The following is a 23,317-nucleotide window of genomic DNA, read 5'->3' as shown; positions in this document are numbered from 1 at the left end:
TCCAAATGTGGGAGCGGGCTTGCTCGCGAAGGCGATCGGTCAGTTGATAGATACAGTGACTGATACACCGCCTTCGCGAGCAACCTCGCTCCCACATTTTTGACCGAGTTCCACCTGATCTGCCGAGGCCTGCATGTCTTTTGATCTCGCCGCGCGTCTCGCTGCCCGCCGTGCCGAACACCTTTACCGTCAACGCCCCTTGCTGGACAGCCCGCAAGGTCCGCAAGTGGTGGTGGACGGCCAACCGCTGTTGGCGTTCTGCAATAACGATTACCTGGGCCTGGCCAATCACCCGCAAGTGATCGAAGCCTGGCGCGTCGGTGCGTCCCGTTGGGGCGTGGGCGGTGGCGCTTCGCACTTGGTGGTCGGCCATGCCACGCCGCACCACGAACTGGAAGAAGCCCTGGCCGACCTGACGGGGCGCCCGCGTGCGCTGCTGTTTACCACCGGCTATATGGCCAACCTCGGCGCGGTCACCGCGCTGGTAGGGCAGGGCGATACGGTCCTGGAAGACCGGCTCAACCATGCGTCGCTGCTGGACGCAGGCTTATTGTCGGGGGCGCGATTCAACCGCTATCTGCATAACGACGCCGACAGTCTGGCCAAACGGCTGGAGAAGGCGACCGGTAATACCCTGGTGGTCACCGATGGGGTGTTCAGCATGGACGGCGACCTGGCCGACCTGCCCGCGCTGGCCCGCGAAACCCGCGCGAAAGGCGCCTGGTTAATGGTGGACGACGCCCATGGTTTTGGCCCGTTGGGCGCCAAGGGTGGCGGGATCGTCGAGCACTTCGGCCTGAGCCAGGAGGACGTGCCGGTGCTGGTCGGCACCCTGGGCAAAGCATTTGGCACCGCCGGGGCGTTTGTGGCGGGCAGCGATGAGCTGATCGAGAGCCTGATCCAGTTCGCCCGGCCGTATATCTATACCACCAGCCAGCCGCCGGCATTGGCCTGTGCAACCTTGAAGAGCCTCGAGCTGCTGCGCACCGAACAGTGGCGACGCGAGCACCTCAATAACCTGATCCGCCAGTTCCGTCGGGGGGCCGAGCAGATCGGCCTGGCATTGATGGACAGCTTTACGCCGATCCAGCCGATCATGATCGGCGACAGCGCCAAGGCCATGCGCCTGTCACAGATGCTGCGCGAGCGCGGCCTGATGGTGACCGCTATCCGCCCGCCTACCGTGCCCGCCGGCAGTGCCCGACTGCGCGTGACATTGACGGCGGCCCACAGCGAGGCACAGGTGCAACTATTGTTAAGCGGGTTGGAAGAGTGTTTCCGGTTGTTAAGCATCACGGAGCCCGACCATGCGTGATCGACTGATATTGCTGCCTGGCTGGGGCCTTGGCGTTTCCCCGCTGGAGCCTTTGGCCGCCGCGTTGCGCGGCCTCGACGAACACCTGCACGTGCACATTGAGCCCTTGCCGACGCTGGCCTCGAGTGATCTGGATGAATGGCTCGACGAACTCGACGCCACGCTGCCGGACAACGCCTGGCTGGGCGGCTGGTCACTGGGCGGCATGCTCGCCTCCGAGTTGGCGGCGCGACGTGGCGAGCGTTGCTGCGGCCTGCTGACGTTGGCGAGCAACCCGAGTTTTGTCGCACATGCGCGCTGGCCCAACGCGATGCCCGCCGAAACGTTCGATGCGTTTCTTGCCGGTTGCCACGCTGATTCCCAGGTCACCCTCAAACGCTTCGGCCTGCTGTGCGCCAAGGGCGCCGAAGACCCGCGCGGGCTTTCGCGCTTGTTGGTCAGCGGGGCACCGAATACGCCTTCCAATGCGCTGATGCCGGGCCTGGAACTGCTCGCGCAACTGGATACCCGCGCGGCCTTGCAAGCCTACCGCGGCCCGCAACTGCACCTGTTTGGCGGTTTGGACGGCCTGGTGCCCGCCGAAGCCGCGAGCGACCTGCTGGCCCTGCTGCCTGATGTTGAAATCGGCCTGATTGAACAGGCCGGCCACGCTTTTCTTCTGGAGGACCCTCAAGGTGTAGCGGGGGCCATCCAGGCTTTTTTGCATGAGTGCGTTGATGACTGATTTATCCCACCCCCCACTGCCGGGTGCCTTGCCGGACAAGCGCCAGGTGGCGGCGTCGTTTTCCCGTGCGGCGGCCAGTTATGACAGCGTGGCCGAGTTGCAGCGCGCAGTGGGGGCTGAACTGCTGGCTCGCTTGCCGCCGGGCAGCGCGCCGCAACGCTGGCTGGACCTGGGCTGCGGCACGGGGTTTTTCAGCCGCGTATTGGCCGAACGGTTACCGGCCAGCCAGGGCGTGGCATTGGATATTGCCGAGGGCATGCTCAACCACGCGCGGCCATTGGGCGGTGCCGAGCATTTCATCGCCGGGGATGCCGAGCGCCTGCCTTTGCAGGCCGACAGTTGCGGGTTGATCTTTTCCAGCCTGGCGGTGCAATGGTGTGCGAACTTCGACGCTGTGCTCAGCGAGGCCCATCGCGTGCTGCATCCCGGCGGCGTGCTGGCGTTCGCGAGCCTGTGCGTGGGCACCCTGGATGAATTGCGCGAAAGTTGGCGGGCGGCGGATGGGTGGGTGCACGTCAACCGTTTCCGCACCTTCGAGGCTTATCAACAGCTGTGCGCCGCCAGCGGCTTGCGGGTGGTGAGCCTGGAGCGCCGGCCCCATGTGCTGCACTACCCGGATGTGCGCAGCCTCACCCACGAACTCAAAGCGTTGGGCGCACATAACCTCAACCCGGGTCGCCCGGGAGGGTTGACGGGACGCGCGCGGATTGTTGCACTGGTGGACGCTTACGAGCAGTTCCGTCAGGCCCGGGGCCTGCCCGCCACGTATCAAGTGGTGTATGCCGTACTGGAGAAACCTCTATGAGCGCCGCTTACTTCATCACGGGCACCGACACTGATGTCGGCAAGACCACCATCGCCGCCGGCCTGCTGCATGCCGCTCGGCTCGCGGGCAAAAGTACCGCGGCCGGAAAGCCGGTGGCCTCCGGCTGTCAGGTGACGCCCAAAGGTCTGCGCAATGCCGACGCGTTGGCGCTGCTGGCTGAATGTTCGTTGCCGCTGAGTTATGCCGAAGTCAACCCGGTGGCATTAGAGCCGGCCATCGCGCCTCACCTGGCGGCGCGCGAAGCGGGCGTTGCACTGACGGTGCAATCGCTCTTGAAGCCGATGCAGCAAATACTCGCCCGGCAGGCAGATTTCACCCTGATTGAAGGCGCGGGCGGCTGGCGTGTGCCGCTGGCCGATCAGGACAACCTGTCGGACCTGGCCATGGCGCTCAAGCTACCGGTGATCCTGGTGGTGGGCGTGCGCCTTGGCTGTATCAGTCATGCCCTGCTCACCGCTGAAGCCATCGCGCGCGACGGTTTGCCGTTGGCTGGCTGGGTGGCGAATATCATCGACCCGAAGACCTCTCGTCTGGAAGAGAACCTCGCCACCCTGGCGGAACGCTTGCCTGCGCCATGCCTGGGGCGAGTGCCGAAACTCAAGCACGCCAGCGCCGAAGCCGTGGCTGAGTACCTGGAATTGGACCTGCTTGACTGATTTTGGCTATCGCTAAGGCATTATGCCATTAGTGTTTTTGACGAGCGTTTTGCCAGGATCTCTGCTTCAATTCAGGTTCACGATTCTCTAAAGGCAGGCTTACGCCATGGAAATCTCTGGAAGCAGCGCGTTTTATTCGGGGCTGAGCACTATTCAGGCCGGGCAGAACCGCGTCGATCAGGCCGCCGGCAACATTGCCAGCGCCGCGACGACCCAGCCCTCCGACGCCCAAAGCGACCGTTTGCAAGCCAACGATCGCGCTCAGCCGTCCAACTCGGCGAGCAATATGGTCGAAATGGCCCAGGGCAAGTTTCAAGTGGAGCTGGGCGCCAAAGTCGCCAAGGCTTCGAATGAAATGCTCGGCACCTTGATCGACACCTACGCTTAAACGCCTCATAACCCGGCTCTCGCTGTCTGCGGGAGCTGGCGTGTGTGGGCGCTGGCTCCCACATTGTCCTGCGACATCTCGCTGAACTTCTAAACTCCTTTTAAACGTGGCACTGCGCCGCAGGCCTTGCCGTGCGTGGCATTGATGCGCGTCATGACAAACGGCTTCGGTGCGATGCTTGACAACCCTAGGTCGTAAACGTATGTTTCAAACACCTGTTTGACCGCCATAACAAATCCACGCGGTTGTTCATCCCAGATACATCAGCAGAGGTTTATCGCTATGCCTGACTACAAGGCCCCCTTGCGTGATATTCGCTTCGTTCGTGACGAACTGCTCGGCTATGAAGCGCACTATCAGAGCCTGCCGGCTTGCCAGGACGCTACCCCGGACATGGTTGACGCCATTCTCGAGGAAGGCGCCAAGTTCTGTGAGCAAGTGCTGGCACCGTTGAACCGCGTGGGTGACATCGAAGGGTGCACCTGGAGCGAGTCAGGCGTTAAGACCCCTGCTGGTTTTAAAGAAGCCTACAAGCAGTTCGTCGAAGGCGGCTGGCCAAGCCTGGCTCACGACGTTGAGCACGGTGGCCAAGGCCTGCCGGAATCCCTGGGCCTGGCTGTCAGCGAAATGGTCGGTGAAGCCAACTGGTCGTGGGGCATGTACCCGGGCCTGTCCCACGGTGCGATGAACACCATCTCCGAGCACGGCACCCCGGAACAGCAGAACGCTTACCTGACCAAACTGGTCTCGGGTGAGTGGACCGGCACCATGTGCCTGACCGAACCTCACTGCGGCACCGACCTGGGCATGCTGCGCACCAAGGCCGAGCCTCAGGCGGACGGCTCCTACAAAGTCTCCGGCACCAAGATCTTCATCTCGGCCGGTGAACACGACATGGCCGACAACATCGTCCACATCGTGCTGGCTCGCCTGCCGGACGCACCGGCCGGCACCAAAGGTATCTCGCTGTTCATCGTGCCCAAGTTCCTGCCGAACGCAGATGGCTCGATCGGTGCGCGCAACGCGGTGACCTGTGGCTCCCTGGAGCACAAAATGGGCATCCACGGTAACGCCACCTGCGTGATGAACTTTGACGCGGCCACCGGTTTCCTGATCGGCCCGGCGAACAAAGGCCTGAACTGCATGTTCACCTTTATGAACACCGCTCGCCTGGGCACCGCACTGCAAGGCCTGGCCCACGCTGAAATCGGCTTCCAGGGCGGCCTGAAATACGCTCGCGATCGTCTGCAAATGCGCTCCCTGACTGGCCCGAAAGCGCCGGACAAAGCGGCTGATCCGATCATCGTGCACCCTGACGTGCGCCGCATGCTGCTGACCATGAAAGCCTTCGCCGAAGGCAACCGTGCGATGGTGTACTTCACCGCCAAGCAAGTGGACATCGTCAAGTACGGCACCGACGACGAAGCCAAAAAACAGGCCGACGGCCTGCTGGCATTCATGACGCCGATCGCCAAGGCATTCATGACCGAAGTTGGTTTTGAGTCCGCTAACCACGGCGTGCAGATCTACGGCGGCCACGGCTTTATCGCCGAGTGGGGCATGGAGCAGAACGTTCGCGACAGCCGCATTTCGATGCTGTACGAAGGCACCACCGGCATTCAGGCGCTGGACCTGCTCGGCCGTAAAGTGCTGATGACTCAAGGCGAAGCGCTCAAGGGCTTCACCAAGATCGTGCACAAGTTCTGCCAGGCCAACGAAGGTGTTGAAGCGGTCAAAGAGTTTGTGACACCGCTGGCTGCACTGAACAAGGAATGGGGCGAGTTGACCATGAAGGTCGGCATGGCCGCGATGAAAGACCGTGAAGAAGTCGGCGCCGCTTCGGTGGATTACCTGATGTACTCCGGCTACGCGTGCCTGGCTTACTTCTGGGCCGACATGGCGCGCCTGGCTGCCGAGAAACTGGCTGCCGGCACCACTGAAGAAGCGTTCTACACCGCCAAACTGCAGACTGCGCGCTTCTACTTCCAGCGCATTCTGCCGCGTACCCGCACCCACGTTGCAACCATGCTGTCGGGCGCCAGCAACCTGATGGACATGAAAGAAGAAGACTTCGGCCTGGCTTACTAAGCCTTACCGGGTCTTTCGAGAGCCGCCGCTTCCCTTGGGAGCGGCGGTTTTTTGTTGGCTGATAAAAAACACAGCCCCGCACTCAGGGATTGCTATTGGCTGCCGTTACAGTGATGGCAATGTGATACAGGTCACACTGAGTGTGCTTAACTGTGCGCAGTCAGGGCACTGTGCCATCTTTTTTGAGCGGGTCGGAGCTTTACCCTTGTTGCGCGTGTCGGCTGTACGTTTCAGTCATTTTCTTCCTTCATTACTGCTGTTACTGGCCGGGCTCTCGGCTGCGTACGTCAAAGATCTCAACGTCTTCTTCACCTCACTGTTCAACGTGTTGCCTACCCTTGTGCTGTTGCTCGGCGGTTCGTACTGCGCGGTGTATCGTCGCCAACGTGAGCTGTTCCTGATGATCACGGTGTATGTGGTTTACTTCCTGTTGGACGCCCAGACCGATTACTACCGCGACAACGGCCGTGTCCGCGAAGACGCGGCGGTGGTCTTTCATCTGTGTTGCCTGTTGCTGCCGCTGCTGTTCAGCATCTATGCGCTGTGGCAGGAGAAAACCCACCTGTTCCGCGACTTCGTGGCCCGTTGCGCGGTGCTGCTTGCCATCAGCAGTGTGGCGCTGGCGCTGGAGCAAAGTTTCCCACAGGCCTTGCTGAACTGGCTGGCGGAGATTCGTTGGCCGGCGTTGCACGGCAGTTGGATGAGCCTGATCCAATTGTCGTACCCCATGTTCCTGATAGGTTTTGTCACCCTGGCAGCGCAGTACTGGTACCAGCCGCGGCCTCTGCACGCTGCGCAGTTGGTCGGTTTGCTGGGGCTGTTCTGGATGTTGCCGCAAACCTTCATCCTGCCGTTCACCCTGAACATCATGTGCAGCCAGGTCATGCTGATGATCGCGGCCGGTGTGGCGCATGAGGCCTATCAAATGGCCTTTCGTGATGAACTCACCGGCTTGCCGGGCCGCCGCGCACTTAACGAGCGGATGCAGCGCCTGGGGCGCAATTATGTGTTGGCGATGAGTGATGTCGATCACTTCAAACGGTTTAACGACACCCACGGGCATGACGTCGGCGACCAGGTATTGCGCCTGGTGGCCAGCAAGCTGTCCAAGGTCAATGGTGGCGGGCGGGCCTATCGATACGGCGGGGAAGAGTTTGCCGTGGTCTTTGCAGGCAAGACCCTCGATGAATGCATGCCGCACCTGGAGGAGATCCGCGAGATCATCGCCAGCTACGACATCAAGCTGCGCAACCCAGACCGTCCCCATGACGACCAACAGGGCCGTCAACGCCGCGCAGGCAGCGGCGCGTCGAGTGTGTCGGTGACGGTCAGCATCGGTGTGGCCGAGCGCCAGGCTGAACAGCGCAGCCCTGAGGAAGTGCTCAAGTCCGCCGACCAGGCGCTGTACGCCGCCAAGGGTGCCGGGCGTAACTGCGTGGTCGCGGCCGGGCAAACCCGGCGCGGCGCGGTACGCATGGAAAGCGCTGCCGGTTGAGTGATGGTGGTGTATTCAGCGGTTCTACAGTGATTGTTTGCGGTCGTGGCCGGCAGTAGGTTGAAACCATCTGCTGCCGGAGACATCGCCATGCCTGAGTACAAAGCTCCCCTGCGCGACATGCGCTTTCTGATCGACAACGTGTTTGATTTCCACGGCCATTACGCTGCCTTGGGCGCTACCGACGCCAGCCCGGACATGGTCAGTGCGATCCTCGAGGAAGGCGCCAAATTCTGCGAGAACGTGCTCGCGCCGCTCAATCGCAGTGGTGATGAAGAGGGCTGCCATTTCGATAATGGCGTGGTCACCACGCCCAAGGGCTTCAAGCAAGCCTTCGCCCAGTACGTGGCAGGCGGCTGGCACGGCGTGGCGGCGGACCCGGCCTACGGCGGTCAGGGTTTGCCGCATTCATTGGGCCTGGTGCTGAGCGAAATGATCGGTTCCAGCAACACCTCGTGGGGCATGTACCCGGGGCTCACGCACGGCGCGATGTCGGCGATCCATGCCCACGGCACCGCAGAACAGAAAGCCACCTTCCTGAACAAACTCACCGCCGGTGAATGGACCGGCACCATGTGCCTGACCGAAGCCCACTGCGGCACCGACCTGGGGCTGATCAAGACCCGCGCCGTGCCTCAGGCGGATGGCAGTTACGCGGTCACCGGCAGCAAGATCTTCATCTCGGCCGGCGAGCATGACCTGAGCGCCAATATCATCCATCTGGTCCTGGCCAAGTTGCCGGATGCGCCGGCAGGCACCAAAGGCATCTCCTTGTTTATCGTGCCCAAGTTCCACGCGGATTCGGGCGAGCGCAACGCGGTGCACTGCGGCTCAATCGAGCACAAGATGGGCATCAAGGCTTCGGCGACGTGCGTGCTGAACTTCGACGGTGCCAAAGGCTTCCTGATCGGCGAGGCGAACAAAGGCCTCAACTGCATGTTCACGATGATGAACCACGCCCGCTTGGGCACTGGCATGCAGGGCCTGTGCAATGGCGAGACGAGTTTTCAGGGCGCGGTCAAGTACGCTAACGACCGCCTGCAAATGCGTTCGCTGACCGGCGCCAAAGCCCCGGACAAAGCCGCCGACCCGATCATCGTGCACGCCGATGTGCGCCGTATGTTGCTGACCATGAAAGCCTTCAATGAGGGCAACCGGGCGCTGACCTATTTCACTGCACAATTACTTGATACGGCGCACCTGAGCAGTGACGCCACGCAACGTCAGGAAGCTGAAGACCTGCTGGCGTTCCTCACGCCGATCTGCAAAGCCTTTATGACCGAAACCGGGCTGGAAGTGACCAACCACGGCATGCAGGTATTTGGCGGCCATGGCTACATTCGCGAATGGGGCATGGAGCAGTTGGTGCGCGATTGCCGGATTGCGCCGATCTATGAAGGCACCAACGGCATCCAGGCCCTCGACCTGCTGGGGCGCAAGGTGCTGGGTAGCCAGGGCAAGCTGCTGCGCGGGTTTACCAAGCTTGTGCATAAGTTCTGTGCGGCGAATGCCGGGCATCCGCAGCTCAAGGCCCATGTGGAGCAGCTTAATCAGCTGAATCAGCAGTGGGGCGAGTTGACCGTCAAGGTGGGGATGGCGGCGATGAAAAACCCGGATGAAGTGGGCGCAGCGGCGGTGGATTACTTGATGTACAGCGGCTACATCATCCTTGGTTACCTGTGGTTGCGTATGGCGATCACCGCCCAGGCACTCGACGACACCGAGTTTGCCAACGCCAAGCTGGCGACATGCGACTTCTACTTCAAGCGTTTGCTGCCGCGCACAACGATGCACCAAGCGGCAGTGGAAGCGGGCAGTGACTGCCTGATGAGCTTGCCGGCTGAAGCATTTGGCTTGTAGTGACTAAAAAATACCAATCAGTCACAAGTGGACCCTATGTGTCTGAAAAGTTGTTCGGGTACACTCGGAGTCTGTAAAACCGATCCTATCGAATCACTTTTCATGTTCTCACGAGGTTTGCCATGGCTGATTACAAAGCGCCGCTGCGTGATATGCGCTTCGTCCTCAACGAAGTGTTTGAGGTCGCTGATACTTGGGCCCAATTGCCGGCATTGGCAGACACCGTGGATGCCGAAACCGTTGAGGCGATCCTTGAGGAAGCGGGCAAGGTTACCGCTAAATCCATCGCGCCCCTGAGCCGCAACGGCGATGAGCAAGGCTGCCGCTGGGCCGACAGCGTGGTCAGCACGCCGGAGGGTTTCCCTGCAGCGTACAAAACCTACGCCGAAGGCGGTTGGGTGGGTGTCGGCGGCGATCCGGTGTTCGGCGGTATGGGCATGCCCAAAGCTGTCTCGGCCCAGGTTGAAGAGATGATCAACTCGTCGAGCCTGGCGTTTGGCCTGTACCCGATGCTGACGTCCGGCGCTTGCGTGTCGATCAACACCCATGCCAGCGAAGCGCTCAAGGCGACCTACCTGCCGAAGATGTACTCGGGTGAGTGGTCCGGTTCCATGTGCCTGACGGAAGCCCATGCCGGGACTGACCTGGGCATGATCCGCACCAAAGCTGAGCCTCAGGCGGACGGTTCCTACACGATCAGCGGCACCAAGATCTTTATCACCGGTGGCGAACACGACCTGACCGAAAACATTATCCACCTGGTGCTGGCCAAGCTGCCGGATGCGCCGGCGGGCCCCAAGGGCATCTCGCTGTTTCTGGTGCCGAAGTTCATGGTCAATGCCGACGGCAGCCTGGGCGCGCGTAACCCGGTCACCTGCGGCTCGATCGAACACAAAATGGGTATCCAGGCGTCTGCCACCTGCGTAATGAACTTCGACGCAGCGGTGGGTTACCTGGTGGGTGAGCCCAACCGTGGGTTGGCGGCGATGTTCACCATGATGAACTACGAGCGTTTGGGGGTGGGTATCCAAGGCTTGGCATCCGGCGAACGTTCCTACCAGAACGCGATTGAATATGCGCGTGACCGCCTGCAAAGCCGTTCGCCGACCGGCGCCAAGGCCAAGGATAAAGTGGCTGACCCGATCATCGTGCACCCCGACGTGCGCCGCATGCTGCTGACCATGAAGGCTTCGAACGAAGGCGGCCGTGCGTTCTCCACCTATGTGGCCACACAGTTGGACATCGCCAAGTTCAGCGAAGATGCCGCCGCCCGTCAGCGCGCCGACAACCTGGTGGCGTTGCTGACGCCAGTCGCCAAGGCCTTCCTCACCGACCTCGGGCTGGAAACCACTGTGCTCGGCCAGCAGGTGTTTGGCGGCCACGGCTACATTCGTGAGTGGGGCCAGGAGCAACTGGTGCGTGACGTGCGCATCACCCAGATCTACGAAGGCACCAACGGCATTCAGGCGCTGGACTTGATGGGGCGCAAGATCGTCGGCAGCGGCGGTGCGTTTTATAACGTGTTCGCCGACGAAATCCGCCAGTTCATCGCCTCGGCAGACGCCGAGCTGAGCGAATTCACCCGACCGCTCAGCGCGGCGGTGGATAACCTGGATGAGCTGACGGCCTGGGTGTTGGACCGCGCCAAGACCAACCCGAATGAAATCGGCGCGGCTTCGGTGGAGTACCTGCATGCCTTCGGCTATATGGCTTACGCCTACATGTGGGCGCGCATGGCCAAGGCGGCGTGGGGCAAGGAGTCTGAAGAAGACTTCTACGCCAGCAAGCTGGGCACCGCACGCTTCTACTTTGCCCGTCTGCTGCCACGTATTCATTCGCTGAGTGCGTCGGTCAAAGCGGGCAGTGAATCACTGTTTTTGCTGGATGAGGCACTGTTTTAAGGGCTTGGAGGGCGTGTAAGCATTCTCTTACATGACGTGCTGCTATTCGTCCTCTATCGCCAAATTGGATCCACGGATAATCTACTTCACATGGACGTCGCGCAGGAAGCGCAAAGCAACAACACGGACACGTAGGATTCTGCCAGGACGGCGGAGTGAAATGGATGTCAGGGAAACAGTCTGCAAAGCCCCGCTTCGGCGGGGTTTTCTTTTGCCCGCGAAAAAGTCAGGCCGGCGCCTGAGGGGCATTCATCACGTCCTCCAGCAGCGTGCGCAACAGCGCTACGGTCGCTTGCTGGCGCTGTACGTCGCGGCACACCAACCCCACTTTCAGCGGCACCCTCGGTTCACTCAAGGGTTTCCACAACAATGCTTTGCTGTTGTGTTCATCCTGGGAGCGCCCCGGCAATACGGTGGCAAGTTTGGTATGGGGCAGGCTGTCGAGAATCCCCACCATGGTATTCAATTCCGCTTGCACCTGCGGTCGTCGCCCAAGGTTGGATAGCTGGCCTTGCCAGATCTGCCGCACCTGGAACTCCTCCCCCAGCAACAACATCGGCAACTCGGCCGCCTGTTTCAGCGAGACTTTTTTGAACGCCCGTAGCGGATGGTCTTCGGGGATGACCACCTTCAACTCATCTTCATACAACAGCACGCCATGCAGCCCTGGCTGGCGCGGCGGCAAGTAGCTGATGCCGATGTCCAGCGAGCCGTTAAGCAACCGGCGTTCGATTTCCAGCCCGGTCAATTCGTAAATCTGCACCACCAAATGCGGCTGGGCCTTGCGCACGCGCTCCAGCATTTGCGGGACCAGGCTGGTGTGCACGGTTTGCAGTACGCCAATGGCCAAGGTGCGCATCGCCTGGCCCTTGAAGTTGCGCAGGGCTTCGACGGCGTGCTGCATGCCATCAATCAAAGGCAACGCATGGTTGTACAAGGTATGCGCCGCCAGCGTGGGTAAGAGGCGCTTGCTGCTGCGCTCGAACAGGCTCACATCCAGGTTCTGCTCCAGTTGGCGAATCTGTTGCGACAGCGCCGGTTGCGAGATCGAAAGTCGCTCCGCGGCACGGCCGACGTGGCCTTCCTCATACACCGCGACGAAATAACGCAGTTGCTTGAAATCCATAAGACTTACTTATCGAAAAAGCTGGAAAATCGAAATGGCCGCTGGCCCTTGAGACGCCTAGTCTAGCGCCTATTCGCAGGGCTTACAGGGCCGGATCGGGCAATGAACAACGTTTATCTTGATAGCGTTTACATAGGCAAGGCAAAAAACCTTCAGGCAGTGTTTGCACGGAACGCCGACCAACGTCGGGTTGCCATGGGGGGTGAGCTGTGAATCTGTTTCGTCGCCCTGCGCCGAGCCTGGATGATTTGATCCTGGACGCGCCGCATGAATTGCCCAGTGAATCCTTGATGCCGACGGTGGCCAGGCCTGCGCAGGTTTTCGTGCGTGGCCAGGGCTCCTGGCTCTGGGACAGCGACGACCGAGCCTACCTGGATTTCAGCCAGGGCAGCGCCGCCAACAGCCTCGGCCACAGCCCACGGGTATTGATCAACGCCCTGGCCGATCAGGCTCAGGCGCTGATCAACCCGGGCAGCGGCCTGCACAACCGCGCCCAACTGAACCTCGTCGACCGGCTGTGCCAGCACACCGGCAGCGATCAGGGTTACCTGCTCAACAGTGGCGCGGAAGCCTGTGAAGCTGCGATCAAGCTGGCACGCAAATGGGGGCAACTGCATCGTGGCGGCGCGTATCGCATCATCAGTGCGAGCACCGGTTGCCATGGCGGTAGTTTTGCGGCGATGGCGGCTTCGGCCAGCGCGGGTACAAGCCGATTTGAACCGCTGTTGCCGGGCTTCAGCCATGTGCCCTTTAACGATTTGCCCGCCCTGCATGCGGCGGTGGACGCGCAGACCGTCGCCATCATGCTGGAGCCGATCCAGGGCGAAGCCGGCGTAATCCCCGCCTCGGAACTTTACCTCAAGGGTGTTGAGCGCCTGTGCCGCGAGTTGGGCATCCTGCTGATCCTCGACGAAGTGCACACCGGTATCGGGCGTTGCGGCACCTTGCTTGCCGAACAGCAGTACGGCGTGCGCGCCGACATCGTCACCCTGGGCAAAGGCCTCGGCGGCGGCGTGCCGTTGGCAGCACTGCTGGCGCGTGGCAAGGCGTGTTGCTTCGAAGCGGGCGAGATGGCCGGCACCCATCACGGCAATGCGTTGATGGCCTCGGCCGGGGTGGCGGTACTCGAATCGGTGCTGGCGGACGGTTTTCTGCAACACGTCCGTGAATCCGGCCTGTACCTCGGCGAAGGCCTCGCCCGGTTGGCCTATCGATACGACCACGGCCAATTACGCGGCCATGGCCTGATGTGGGGCCTGACGTTATCGGACGATTGCGCTGATGCCGTGGTAAAAGCCGCTTTGCACGAAGGCCTGATCCTTAATGCCCCGCAACCTGACTGCCTGCGCTTTACTCCGGCGCTCACGGTCAGCAAAAACCACATCGACGAAATGCTCCTGCGCCTGGCCCGTACCTTCGCGCGCGTGCGCACCGCGCAACTGCAATGCCGCAAGGGCATCGCCGTTTAACCCTCCTTCCAGAACCGTCTCGCGGCATACGCGGCGCCTCCAGCCTGATTCTTTTGGCTGGGGGCGTTTTTTTGTCTGCTCACTGTGGGATGGCCCAATGCCAGATTCCACTGAACCCTCACGAACGGCCAAGGTCGATTAGCTACACGGCTCACACGAGCCGACTTTTTGGAGCTGACCCATGGACATCATTCGCATCATCATCGCCATTCTGCTGCCGCCACTGGGTGTGTTCCTGCAAGTGGGTTTCGCCGGCGCGTTCTGGTTGAACATCCTGCTGACCCTGTGCGGTTATTTCCCGGGCATCATTCACGCGGTGTACATCATCGCCAAACGCTGAAGCCGTCAGCCTTTTGCGATGAGCCGTGAGTTGCGCTCATTGCGAAAGGCCAGTTGCTCAATGGTCTGGGTGGCGTGTTCGGCCTCTTCCCGCGCTTGCAGGATGATGCCGTGCTGCTCGGACTTGCTGCACACCGGGTCGGCATTGCTCGCGTCGCCCGTGAGCATGAAGGCCTGGCAACGGCAGCCGCCAAAGTCCTTTTCTTTTTCATCGCATGAGCGGCAAGGCTCGGGCATCCAGTCGTAGCCGCGAAAGCGGTTGAAGCCAAACGAGTCGTACCAGATGTGCTGCATGCTGTGGTCACGCACATTGGGAAATTGCACCGGCATCTGTCGGGCACCGTGGCAGGGCAGGGCAGTGCCGTCCGGCGTTACCGTCAGAAAAATACTCCCCCAGCCATTCATGCAGGCTTTTGGGCGTTCCTCGTAATAATCTGGTGTGACGAAAATCAGCTTGCATGGATGGCCTTCGGCTTCCAGCTTGGCGCGGTACTCGTTGGTGATGCGTTCGGCGCGCACCAGCTGTTCTTTGGTCGGCAGCAACCCCACACGATTGAGCTGCGCCCAGCCATAGAACTGGCAGGTGGCGAGTTCGACGAAGTCTGCTTCCAGTGCGATGCACAGCTCGATGATGCGGTCGATTTTATCGATATTGTGCCGATGGGTGACGAAGTTCAGCACCATCGGATAGCCATGCGCTTTCACCGCACGGGCCATTTCGAGTTTTTGCGCGAAAGCTTTTTTCGAGCCTGCGAGCAAGTTGTTCACCTGTTCATCACTGGCTTGGAAGCTGATCTGGATATGGTCCAGGCCGGCTTTCTTGAAGTCACTGATCTTCTGTTCAGTGAGGCCAATCCCGGAGGTGATGAGGTTGGTGTAGAAGCCCAGCTTGCGCGCCTCGGCGATCAGCTCGGCAAGGTCCTGGCGCACCAACGGTTCACCGCCGGAAAAGCCCAATTGCGCAGCACCCATCTCCCGGGCTTCGCGAAATACCTTGATCCACTGCTCAGTGCTCAGCTCCTTGCCTTGCTCGGCAAAATCCAGTGGATTGGAGCAATACGGGCACTGTAGCGGGCAGCGGTAGGTCAGCTCGGCGAGCAGCCACAGCGGCAGGCCAATGGGCGGTTTTTCAGGCAAGGGTAATCCAGTGCTCAGCACGGGCGACCTCCATGAAATCCTCGATGTCTTTACCGAGCTCAGGCACGCCAGGGAATTGTTTATCCAGTTCGGCGATGATGGCCGCTACGTCGCGCTCGCCGTCGATCAAGCCACCGATCAACGCGGCGCTGTCGTTGAGCTTGATCATGCCTTCGGGGTAGAGCAACACGTGGCCTTTTTGCGCTGGCTCGTACTGGTAGCGGTAGCCCTGGCGCCACGTCGGTGTTTTGCTGCGATCAAAGCTCATAGGGTGATCCCTTTATGCCAGACCCGCTGCTCGGTCACGCTGTGATAGGGCGGGCGGTTCAGTTCATAGGCCATGCTCATGGCATCCAGCATGCTCCACAGTATGTCCAGTTTGAACTGGAGAATTTCCAGCATGCGCTCCTGGCCTTCGCGGGTGGTGTAGTGCTGCAAGGTGATCGCCAAACCGTGCTCCACGTCGCGACGGGCCTGGCCCAGGCGGGTGCGGAAATACTCATAACCGGCAGGGTCGATCCAGGGGTAGTGCTGCGGCCAGCTGTCGAGGCGCGACTGGTGGATCTGCGGCGCGAACAGTTCGGTCAGCGAGCTGCTGGCGGCTTCTTGCCAGCTGGCGCGGCGGGCGAAGTTGACGTAAGCGTCCACGGCAAACCGCACGCCGGGCAGCACCAGCTCCTGGGAGCGCAGCTGGTCCGGGTCGAGGCCGACCGCCTGACCCAAACGCAGCCAGGCTTCGATGCCGCCATCCTCACCGGGGGCACCGTCGTGGTCGAGCAGGCGCTGGATCCACTCGCGGCGGATTTCGCGGTCCGGGCAATTGGCCAGGATGGCGGCATCCTTCAAGGGGATGTTCACCTGATAGTAAAAACGGTTGGCAACCCAGCCCTGGATCTGCTCGCGGGTGGCGCGGCCTTCATACATCGCCACGTGGTATGGGTGATGGATATGGTAGAAGGCGCCTTTGGCCCGTAAGGCGTGCTCGAACTCGGCGGGCGTCAGTGGTGTGTCAGTCATTTCGGTTGCTCCTACAATTCGAGGCTCATGCCGTCGTAAGCCACTTCAACGTTACGTCGCACCAGCTCGGCCCTTTCGGGGGAGTCTTCATCGAGGATCGGGTTGGTGTTGTTGATGTGAATCAGCACTTTGCGTTGCTTGGGCAACTGCTCCAGCACTTCCAGCATGCCGCCGGGGCCGTTTTGCGCCAGGTGGCCCATCTCGCGACCGGTGCGCGTGCCGACGCCACGGCGCTGCATTTCGTCGTCGTCCCACATCGTGCCGTCCACCAGCAGGCAATCGCTGCCGGCCATGATCTCCAGCAATGGCGCGTCGACTTTGCCCAGGCCCGGGGCGTAGAACAGTTTGCCGCCGGTGCGCAGGTCTTCAACGATCAGGCCGATGTTATCGCCAGGGTGCGGGTCGAAGCGGTGCGGCGAGTAGGGCGGTGCGGCGCTGCGCAGTGGCAGCGGGGTGAAACGCAGGTTAGGGCACGCCGGGATGGTGAAGCTGGCGTCCAGTTCGATGCGGTTCCAGGCCAGGCCGCCGTTCCAGTGCGTGAGCATGGTGAACAGCGGGAAACCGGTGCTCAGGTCTTCATGGACCATGTCGGTGCACCACACCTGGTGCGGGCAGCCTTCGCGCAGGCTCAACAGGCCGGTGGTGTGGTCGATCTGGCTGTCCATCAAGATGATTGCGCTGATGCCGGTATCGCGCAGGGCGCGGCCGGGTTGCATCGGTGCAAAGCCCTGCAGTTGCGCGCGGATATCCGGCGAAGCATTGCACAGCACCCAGTTAACCCCATCGTCAGAGATCGCGATGGACGACTGAGTACGCGCCTGCGCCCGCAGGCTGCCAGCGCGAAAGCCTGCGCAGTTCACGCAGTTGCAGTTCCACTGCGGGAAGCCACCGCCGGCGGCGGAACCTAGAATCTGGACAAACATGGTCGCTCCATCAAGCAAAACTCAAAACAAAAACGCCCCGGGCGAGCCGAGGCGTTGTCTTACCCAGCCAATCAGCGGCTGGCGAAGTACATGGTGACTTCAAAACCGATACGCAGATCAGTGTAAGCAGGTTTGGACCAAGTCATATTCATACTCCTACCAAAGGATGGGACGTTCACTACTGAGTCATACATATAGTCCACCTCCAATCGGAGATGTTCAGATATTGCCTATTAATGTTACGCAATTCTTTTCAAGTTAGCGCTGTCTTGGTGGAAAAAGCCTGTTGCAGGGTTGGCAATGATCAACCTGCCGGTTGCCAGGCGTCCGTGATGCGCGGGCCGTTGGCCACACAGCGCCAGCCACCTGTCGCGTCGTTGAGTTGCTGGGCGGCGTGCTGCAAATCCTCGCGCGTCAGGGTTTGGATCAGGTGCTGAAGGTGCCCCAGATAATCCGACGTGTGGCCCGCCAGGTGGGCATGCCAAAGCAGCTCGGCGGCTTGGGCGACAGGTAGCTCCGCGGCAGAGAATTGCTGCGCCAGCCGCTGGTTGTCGAAGTCGGCGCTGCGCTCGACCAATGCCGGCAACTGTTCCAGGAAGGTGTTCAGGTGATCAACGATCCCGCTCAGCGACACGCTGGGGGATTGCACGCCAAACAGCAGCCCGGTTTGCCCGTTGACCTGTCGGATGCCGCTGAGTACCGCGTAGCCGATTTGCAGTTCGACGCGCAGGTGCTGGTAAAACGGACCCTGCAGCAGGTGCCCAAGCAGTCGCCATGCCGCTTCGTCTGCCAGCGCGCGCGTCGGCGTTGGGCAAAACAGCAACAACGCGGCCTCGTTGGAGTCGGTGCTTACCGCGTGCCATAGCTTCTGGCCGCTGAGCGTGGGTGAGGTGGACTCAAGGTTCGCCGGCTGCCCAGGCAGCCGCGCTGCCGCGACTTTGATCGCAGCTTCACAGGCGGCGGGTAAACCGATACCCAACCCTTGCCACCGGGCGGTCGTCCATGTGCCTGGCGCCTCGCACGTGCCGGAATGCTCACCGCTGCAGCAAGCAGGCAACGCCTTGAGCAATGCACGAATAGCGATCAGCGGCGTTGGGGCGGGTGACGCCAGGTGTTCATCCAGTGAGCCAAGGCGACGTGCCAGTTCTTCAAGCACTGCCGGCATGGGCTCGTGAAGGCCGATCATTTTCACCTGCCAGTCATTGCCAGTGGTTTCGAAAGACAACTCGATTCCGGCCTGATGGGCATTCTCACGTAAAGACTGCAATGCGCTTTCCAGCCCGGCGGGTACGGCTGCGTCAAACCGCCAGTGCAGGTAGAGCGCGCCTTCATCGGTGTCATCTGCCACTGCCTGGCTGAATACCAGCGCCGAGACCTCGCGGCGGCCTCGGGAGCGGTCCTGGGCAAAGGTGCGCAAACCACGGTGGGCACTGGTCTGGCCGCGAATCAGGCCGGCGCGTTCTGCTTTGACGGGCGGGCGTAGAAACGGGTTGTGGGGTGGCAATTGCCAGGGGTATTCAGACGGCGGCAAGTGCAGAGCATCCAGCATGGTCTTCAGGGCTGCGCAATCTTGTTGCGACAGGCCTTTGCTGTCGTGGCGAGCCAATGCCAGGGCGCCTTGGACCTGTTGTTGGCGAGCCGCAAGCAGGGCGAATTCTTCGCGCAACGAAGACCAGTCGCTGTGTACGAAAAAGCTCAGCCAGTCGTGCAGCAGCGCTTCGATTCGAGTCGCCGAACTGTCTTGGTTGCCAAGGGTAAAGTCGATATCCAGCACGGCCTGGTCAGCGAAGTGATAAAGCACCGACGCCTGCACTGCGCTGGCCAGTTTTCGTGCTTTCAGTTCGGCCAGCAGCCCGCCCGGCGCCGAGGCGTTGAGCCACGTGCAGAGAAAATCCAGTGCTTCACGGGGGGCGTCACAGGTAATGACGTGGTGCAGGTGGTGGTGGGCGGTGTGTTGATAAACCCGTGCCTTGCCCTGCATCAGCGCTGGCGGCGCAGCCTGTGGGTGCGCTGGCCCTGAAGCCAATGCTTGGCTGAACTGTTGGGCCAACGCGTGCAGCGCCTCCAGCGGCTGCGGGCCGGCGAGGCTCAAGGTCATCTGCCCGGTCCGATAGAACCCGGCGTGGAATTCCCGCAAGGCCTGTTGAAATGCCTCACGCTCCAGCGGCAGGCTGTCGCGATTGCCGGCATGAAAGCCTCGCAGGGGATGGTCGGCTGCCAAACCTTCCAGCAGTGCGACTTGCTGTTGCGCGTTGGCGTCTTCAGACCAGGCAACAAACTCCGCTTGCAGCACTTCGCGCTCACGCCGTTGGTCTTCAAGCGCCAGGCGCGGATGGGCAAGCATATCGGCCAGCCGTTCCAAGCCCCCCGCAAAGGGCGCTACCGGCAACTCAAAGAAGAAGTCCGTGGTGCGTTCGCGGGTGCTGGCGTTGACCTGCCCGCCATGGCGCTGCACGTAGGCCATCAACCCTTCGTTTGTCGGAAACCGTTGGGTGCCGAGAAACAACAAATGCTCAAGAAAATGCGCCAACCCTGGCCAGGCCAATGGCACGTCATGGCTGCCGGCGGCCACGCGTAACACCGCGGCGCAACGCTTCAAACGCGGCGCATGGTGCAAGGAAACTCGCAAGCCGTTGGCCAGCGTCAGGTGCAGGTGATGAGGGTGGGCCGGCGCAGGCATGGGCACTTCCAAAACGTAGAATGTGCCTATGCTAACAAACCGGCCGGGTCAGGGCTTGTGCAGTGCGCCGTATAGCTCGGGGCGTCGATCCTGAAGGTAGTGATTGGCAGTGCGTGCGTCCGTGATGGCTTGGCGGTCCAACTGCCCGACGATCAAGGCTTCATCCAGGCCGGCCTGGGCGATTCGCTGACCATTCGGCGCGGCAATGCTGCTTTGTCCGCAGTATTGAATCGTGTCTTCGTGCCCGCAGTAGTTGGCATAGGCCACATAACACTGGTTTTCAAAGGCCCGCGCTCGCACGGTCACGTCGGCGACGAAGTCGAACGGCACCATGTTGGCGGTGGGCACCAGGATCAGTTCGGCCCCGGCCAGGGCCAGGCGACGGGTGTTTTCCGGGAATTCCAGGTCATAGCAGATCAGAAAACCGAGCGTCCAACCGTTCAGTTCCACCAGCGGGAAATCATCCTCCCCGGCACTGAACATCGAGTGATCCAGGTCGCCAAACAGGTGGGTCTTGCGATAGTTGCACAAGCGCCGGCCGTGGGCGTCGATCAACTGCACGGCGTTGTAGATCTGCCCGTCCTCGGCACGCTCCGGGTAGCCATAGAGGATAGCCAGCCCGGCGCTTTTCGCCAGGTCGGCAATCGTCTGTGCTGACGGCCCATCCTGAGCTTCGGCCAACGCGCCAACCGCTTCGGCACCGATGTTGTAGCCGCTGAGGAACATCTCCGGCAGCACCAGCACATCGGCACCCGACGCTTCATGCGCGAGTGAATGCAGGCGCGTGAGGTTGCTGGCGACATCCAACGGCAGCGGTGGGCATTGGTACAGGGCGACGCGCATGTTCAACTCCTTAATCGGCCAGGGCGATCGGTCCGATTTCATCAAATACGTCACCCGGCCCCGGGTTCTCCGGGTGAGTGCTGCCACCGAAGTGAGTCATGATGCCCCACACCGCGTTCAGCGAAGTCTGCACCGCGCCTTCCACCCAGGCGGGGGTCCAGGACACGTCGTCACCGGCGATAAAAATCCCACGTTGTTCGGCGGGCATGTCCTTCTGCATGAAGTGCGCATACATCCGCTGGTTGTAACGATAGTGGCCGGGCAATGCGCCTTTGAAAGCCCCGAGGAAATGCGGGTCGGCTTCCCACGATACGGTAATCGGGTCGCCGATGATGCGCGCCTTGATGTCGACTTTCGGGTAAATCTTCTTCAGCGCGTCGAGGGCCAGCTTGACGCGTTTGTCGATGGGCTGCGGGAGCATTTTCAGCGCGTCGCTCATCCACGAGTACGACAGGCAGATAACCCCAGGCTTGTCGTCGCCGTTGTCGAACAGGTATGTGCCACGGGTCAGGCGATCGGTGAGGGTCATGCTCATCAGGTCGCGGCCGGTTTCCGGGTCTTTGTCTTTCCAGAACGGGCGGTCGACCATCACGAAGGTTTTCGACGACTGCATGTAGCGCGTGCGGTCCAGGGCCATCCACATTTTTTGCGAAAACAGGCTTTCGTCGCATTCGATCTGGGTGGTCAGCAGCCAGCTTTGGCAGGTGGTCAGCACGGCGGCGTATTCGCGGGTGTCGCCGTAGTTGTCGGTGACTGCGAAACGGCCATCGGCGGCGTGGGCAATGCGTTTCACCCCCGCCCGTGGCGCGCCGCGATGCAGCGAGCTGAGGCTGGTGCCCGCCGGCCAGTGGGCGCAACGCTCAGGCACATGGCGCCAAATGCCCATGGGCACCTGCGCCACACCGCCGACCACCAGGTGTTGATGGTCGTCGCAGTTGGTCATCACCACGCGGAAGATCTCGAGCATCGAGTTGGGGAAGTCCGAGTCCCAGCCGCCGGTGCCGAAACCGACCTGGCCGAACACTTCGCGATGATGGAACGACAGCTTGGCGAAGGCCTTCGAGGTGGCGACGAAGTCATAGAAGGTGCGGTCGTCCCACAGTGGCACCAGCTTATTCCACAGCGCTTTGAGGCGCGGCACGTCGCGGTCGCGGATGGCCTGCTGGATATCACCGAATTGTGAACCGGCTTCCAGCGCATCCGCCCAGGCATCGGCAACTTCCTGGAACAGTACCGGCAAGTCGGAGATTTTTTGCGCGTAGTGAGTCTGGCCTTCGAGGTCGATCACCGTGCTGCCGGAGGCCGGCGTCAGCGGGTTGGGGAAGGGTTTGGTTTCCAGGCCGAGCTTGTCTACATAGTGGTAGAACGCGGTGGACGACACCGGAAAACGCATGCCACCCAACTCGGCGATGATGCCTTCGGCCCCTTCAAACGCCTGGGAGCGCAGGCGACCACCCATTTTCGAGGCTTCATACACCACGGGCTTGAGGCCCAGCTTCATCAGCTCGTAGGCAGCCACCAGACCGGCGATCCCGGCACCGACAATCGCCACTTCGGCGCCATGGTTGGCCGCCGGGATGCTACCCAGACCGGCCGGGTGCTCGATCCAGTCATCAAAGGCAAACGGAAAGTCCGGGCCAAAGATGGTGATGGGTTTTTTACCGTCGGCGGGGTGGCGATTGGTCTTACTGATGGTGCTGGACGGAATGCTCATGGCTGACCTTACTGGCGACTCGGCGGGATTCGGCCCGTTGAGTATAGGAAAAGATGGCAGCCAGTTTAGGCAGCGTTGCGTTCGTTAATAAGACGCAAAGTGTCGTCGGATTGGATTGTTTTTAGTCAAAGTGACGAAGTTGTCAGTCAAATTGGTTGGCCGCGATCCAATTTGTTACTGAGGATGATCGAGGTAGTGGTTTTCTCCACACCGTCGACGCTGCCGATCTGGTCCAGCAACTGATCGAGCTGTTCCGGCGAATCGGTGCGCAGCCAGGCCACGTAATCGAATTCACCACTCACCGCACACAGTTGCTGCACCTGCGCCATGGCGCTCAGCCGGCGCAACACTTCCTTGCCCGAACGCGCTTGAACGGTGATCCCGACATACGCCTGCAAACCACCATCGATCACACGTTGCCCGAGGCGCACGCCATACCCGGTAATCACCTGGGTTTTCTCCAGGCGTGCCAGGCGCGACGTCACCGTGGTGCGCGCAATACCCAACTGCCGGGCAAGCATGGCCACGCTTTCGCGGGCGTTGATCTGCAAGGCGGCGATCAATTGGCGATCGATTTCATCCAGGGTGGGCAAGGGCAGGGCTCCAGTGCGGGCGGCAATGGGTGGCCATGTTACAGGTTTGCGTGGGTGTCGAGGGGGTAGGCGAACAGCCGACAAACCATCTGCGCCAGACACACAAAAGCCGCGCAATGCGCGGCTTTGAGTATGGTGGGCCCAGTAGGACTCGAACCTACGACCAAGGGATTATGAGTCCCCTGCTCTAACCAACTGAGCTATAGGCCCTCAGTAGGTCGCG

Annotated in this window: 21 protein-coding genes and 1 tRNA gene; 11 read left to right on the top strand and 11 right to left on the bottom strand. The window is 61.2% G+C overall.

Features of this window, described 5'->3' with window-relative positions:
- The first annotated feature begins 133 nt into the window (after nucleotides 1-133).
- The 9 genes from bioF to A7D21_RS14375 all read left to right on the top strand — a co-directional run bounded on the left by bioF (nucleotide 134) and on the right by A7D21_RS14375 (nucleotide 11,253).
- A complete protein-coding gene (gene bioF / locus A7D21_RS14415; protein WP_053258346.1) occupies nucleotides 134-1,315 on the top strand; it encodes an 8-amino-7-oxononanoate synthase in 1,182 nt (393 codons plus the stop codon).
- Nucleotides 1,308-2,039, top strand: a complete 732-nt coding sequence (locus A7D21_RS14410) for an alpha/beta fold hydrolase (RefSeq protein WP_069551981.1) — start codon at nucleotides 1,308-1,310, stop codon at nucleotides 2,037-2,039. The genes bioF and A7D21_RS14410 overlap by 8 nt, the downstream gene beginning before the upstream one ends.
- Nucleotides 2,032-2,844, top strand: a complete 813-nt coding sequence (gene bioC, locus A7D21_RS14405) for a malonyl-ACP O-methyltransferase BioC (RefSeq protein ID WP_053258344.1) — start codon at nucleotides 2,032-2,034, stop codon at nucleotides 2,842-2,844. The genes A7D21_RS14410 and bioC overlap by 8 nt, the downstream gene beginning before the upstream one ends.
- A complete protein-coding gene (gene bioD, locus A7D21_RS14400) occupies nucleotides 2,841-3,521 on the top strand; it encodes a dethiobiotin synthase (protein WP_069551980.1) in 681 nt (226 codons plus the stop codon). Before bioC ends, bioD begins: the two co-directional genes overlap by 4 nt.
- A gap of 106 nt (nucleotides 3,522-3,627) precedes the next feature.
- Complete coding sequence (locus A7D21_RS14395; RefSeq protein WP_053258342.1) at nucleotides 3,628-3,909, top strand: hypothetical protein; 282 nt, start codon at nucleotides 3,628-3,630, stop codon at nucleotides 3,907-3,909.
- A 282-nt stretch (nucleotides 3,910-4,191) separates the two neighbouring features.
- A complete protein-coding gene (locus A7D21_RS14390; protein WP_053258341.1) occupies nucleotides 4,192-5,997 on the top strand; it encodes a phenylacyl-CoA dehydrogenase in 1,806 nt (601 codons plus the stop codon).
- 205 nt (nucleotides 5,998-6,202) lie between these two features.
- Complete coding sequence (locus A7D21_RS14385; protein ID WP_053258340.1) at nucleotides 6,203-7,492, top strand: diguanylate cyclase; 1,290 nt, start codon at nucleotides 6,203-6,205, stop codon at nucleotides 7,490-7,492.
- Nucleotides 7,493-7,582: 90 nt separating this feature from the next.
- Complete coding sequence (locus tag A7D21_RS14380; protein WP_069551979.1) at nucleotides 7,583-9,352, top strand: acyl-CoA dehydrogenase C-terminal domain-containing protein; 1,770 nt, start codon at nucleotides 7,583-7,585, stop codon at nucleotides 9,350-9,352.
- Nucleotides 9,353-9,474: 122 nt separating this feature from the next.
- On the top strand, nucleotides 9,475-11,253 hold the full coding sequence (locus A7D21_RS14375; protein ID WP_069551978.1) for an acyl-CoA dehydrogenase C-terminal domain-containing protein: 1,779 nt from the start codon (nucleotides 9,475-9,477) through the stop codon (nucleotides 11,251-11,253).
- A gap of 226 nt (nucleotides 11,254-11,479) precedes the next feature.
- Here the strand turns inward: A7D21_RS14375 and A7D21_RS14370 are convergent, their stop codons facing one another.
- A complete protein-coding gene (locus A7D21_RS14370) occupies nucleotides 11,480-12,379 on the bottom strand; it encodes a LysR family transcriptional regulator (RefSeq protein ID WP_053258337.1) in 900 nt (299 codons plus the stop codon).
- Between the two features lie 209 nt (nucleotides 12,380-12,588).
- Between A7D21_RS14370 and A7D21_RS14365 the strand changes: the two genes are divergently transcribed.
- Together A7D21_RS14365 and A7D21_RS14360 are read left to right on the top strand one after the other, a co-directional pair.
- Nucleotides 12,589-13,848, top strand: a complete 1,260-nt coding sequence (locus A7D21_RS14365; protein WP_069551977.1) for an aspartate aminotransferase family protein — start codon at nucleotides 12,589-12,591, stop codon at nucleotides 13,846-13,848.
- Nucleotides 13,849-14,029: 181 nt separating this feature from the next.
- Nucleotides 14,030-14,188, top strand: a complete 159-nt coding sequence (locus A7D21_RS14360; RefSeq protein ID WP_010207008.1) for a YqaE/Pmp3 family membrane protein — start codon at nucleotides 14,030-14,032, stop codon at nucleotides 14,186-14,188.
- A gap of 5 nt (nucleotides 14,189-14,193) precedes the next feature.
- Here the strand turns inward: A7D21_RS14360 and pqqE are convergent, their stop codons facing one another.
- The 10 genes from pqqE to A7D21_RS14315 all read right to left on the bottom strand — a co-directional run bounded on the left by pqqE (nucleotide 14,194) and on the right by A7D21_RS14315 (nucleotide 23,304).
- Nucleotides 14,194-15,324 (bottom strand): pyrroloquinoline quinone biosynthesis protein PqqE, encoded by a 1,131-nt coding sequence (gene pqqE / locus A7D21_RS14355; protein WP_064454410.1) that lies wholly within the window; start codon nucleotides 15,322-15,324, stop codon nucleotides 14,194-14,196.
- Nucleotides 15,317-15,592: a pyrroloquinoline quinone biosynthesis peptide chaperone PqqD gene (pqqD, locus tag A7D21_RS14350; RefSeq protein ID WP_038843051.1), complete on the bottom strand. Its 276-nt coding sequence runs from the start codon at nucleotides 15,590-15,592 to the stop codon at nucleotides 15,317-15,319. The genes pqqE and pqqD overlap by 8 nt, the downstream gene beginning before the upstream one ends.
- The gene (gene pqqC, locus A7D21_RS14345; RefSeq protein ID WP_053258334.1) at nucleotides 15,589-16,341 is read right to left on the bottom strand and encodes a pyrroloquinoline-quinone synthase PqqC; all 753 of its coding nucleotides are present in this window, start codon (nucleotides 16,339-16,341) and stop codon (nucleotides 15,589-15,591) included. The genes pqqD and pqqC overlap by 4 nt, the downstream gene beginning before the upstream one ends.
- 11 nt (nucleotides 16,342-16,352) lie before the next feature.
- Nucleotides 16,353-17,264 carry a pyrroloquinoline quinone biosynthesis protein PqqB gene (gene pqqB / locus A7D21_RS14340; RefSeq protein ID WP_053258333.1) on the bottom strand — a complete coding sequence of 304 codons (912 nt, stop codon included), beginning with the start codon at nucleotides 17,262-17,264 and terminating at the stop codon, nucleotides 16,353-16,355.
- A 71-nt stretch (nucleotides 17,265-17,335) separates the two neighbouring features.
- The gene (gene pqqA / locus A7D21_RS34350) at nucleotides 17,336-17,410 is read right to left on the bottom strand and encodes a pyrroloquinoline quinone precursor peptide PqqA (RefSeq protein WP_003194766.1); all 75 of its coding nucleotides are present in this window, start codon (nucleotides 17,408-17,410) and stop codon (nucleotides 17,336-17,338) included.
- Between the two features lie 158 nt (nucleotides 17,411-17,568).
- A complete protein-coding gene (gene pqqF / locus A7D21_RS14335; RefSeq protein ID WP_069551976.1) occupies nucleotides 17,569-19,944 on the bottom strand; it encodes a pyrroloquinoline quinone biosynthesis protein PqqF in 2,376 nt (791 codons plus the stop codon).
- Between the two features lie 48 nt (nucleotides 19,945-19,992).
- Entirely contained in the window at nucleotides 19,993-20,787 is a 795-nt protein-coding gene (locus tag A7D21_RS14330) for a carbon-nitrogen hydrolase family protein (protein ID WP_069551975.1), read from the bottom strand.
- 10 nt (nucleotides 20,788-20,797) lie between these two features.
- On the bottom strand, nucleotides 20,798-22,480 hold the full coding sequence (locus A7D21_RS14325; protein WP_053258806.1) for an NAD(P)/FAD-dependent oxidoreductase: 1,683 nt from the start codon (nucleotides 22,478-22,480) through the stop codon (nucleotides 20,798-20,800).
- Between the two features lie 167 nt (nucleotides 22,481-22,647).
- The gene (locus tag A7D21_RS14320) at nucleotides 22,648-23,094 is read right to left on the bottom strand and encodes an Lrp/AsnC family transcriptional regulator (RefSeq protein WP_053258330.1); all 447 of its coding nucleotides are present in this window, start codon (nucleotides 23,092-23,094) and stop codon (nucleotides 22,648-22,650) included.
- 133 nt (nucleotides 23,095-23,227) lie between these two features.
- Nucleotides 23,228-23,304 (bottom strand) — tRNA-Ile (locus A7D21_RS14315).
- Between the last annotated feature and the right edge of the window lie 13 nt (nucleotides 23,305-23,317).

The sequence above is a fragment of the Pseudomonas sp. AP19 genome, from assembly GCF_001728855.1.
In the GTDB taxonomy this organism is placed as follows: Bacteria; Pseudomonadota; Gammaproteobacteria; order Pseudomonadales; family Pseudomonadaceae; genus Aquipseudomonas; species Aquipseudomonas fluorescens.
The sequence above is the reverse complement of the archived record's forward strand: the minus strand, read 5'-3'. Positions and strand labels throughout refer to the sequence as shown.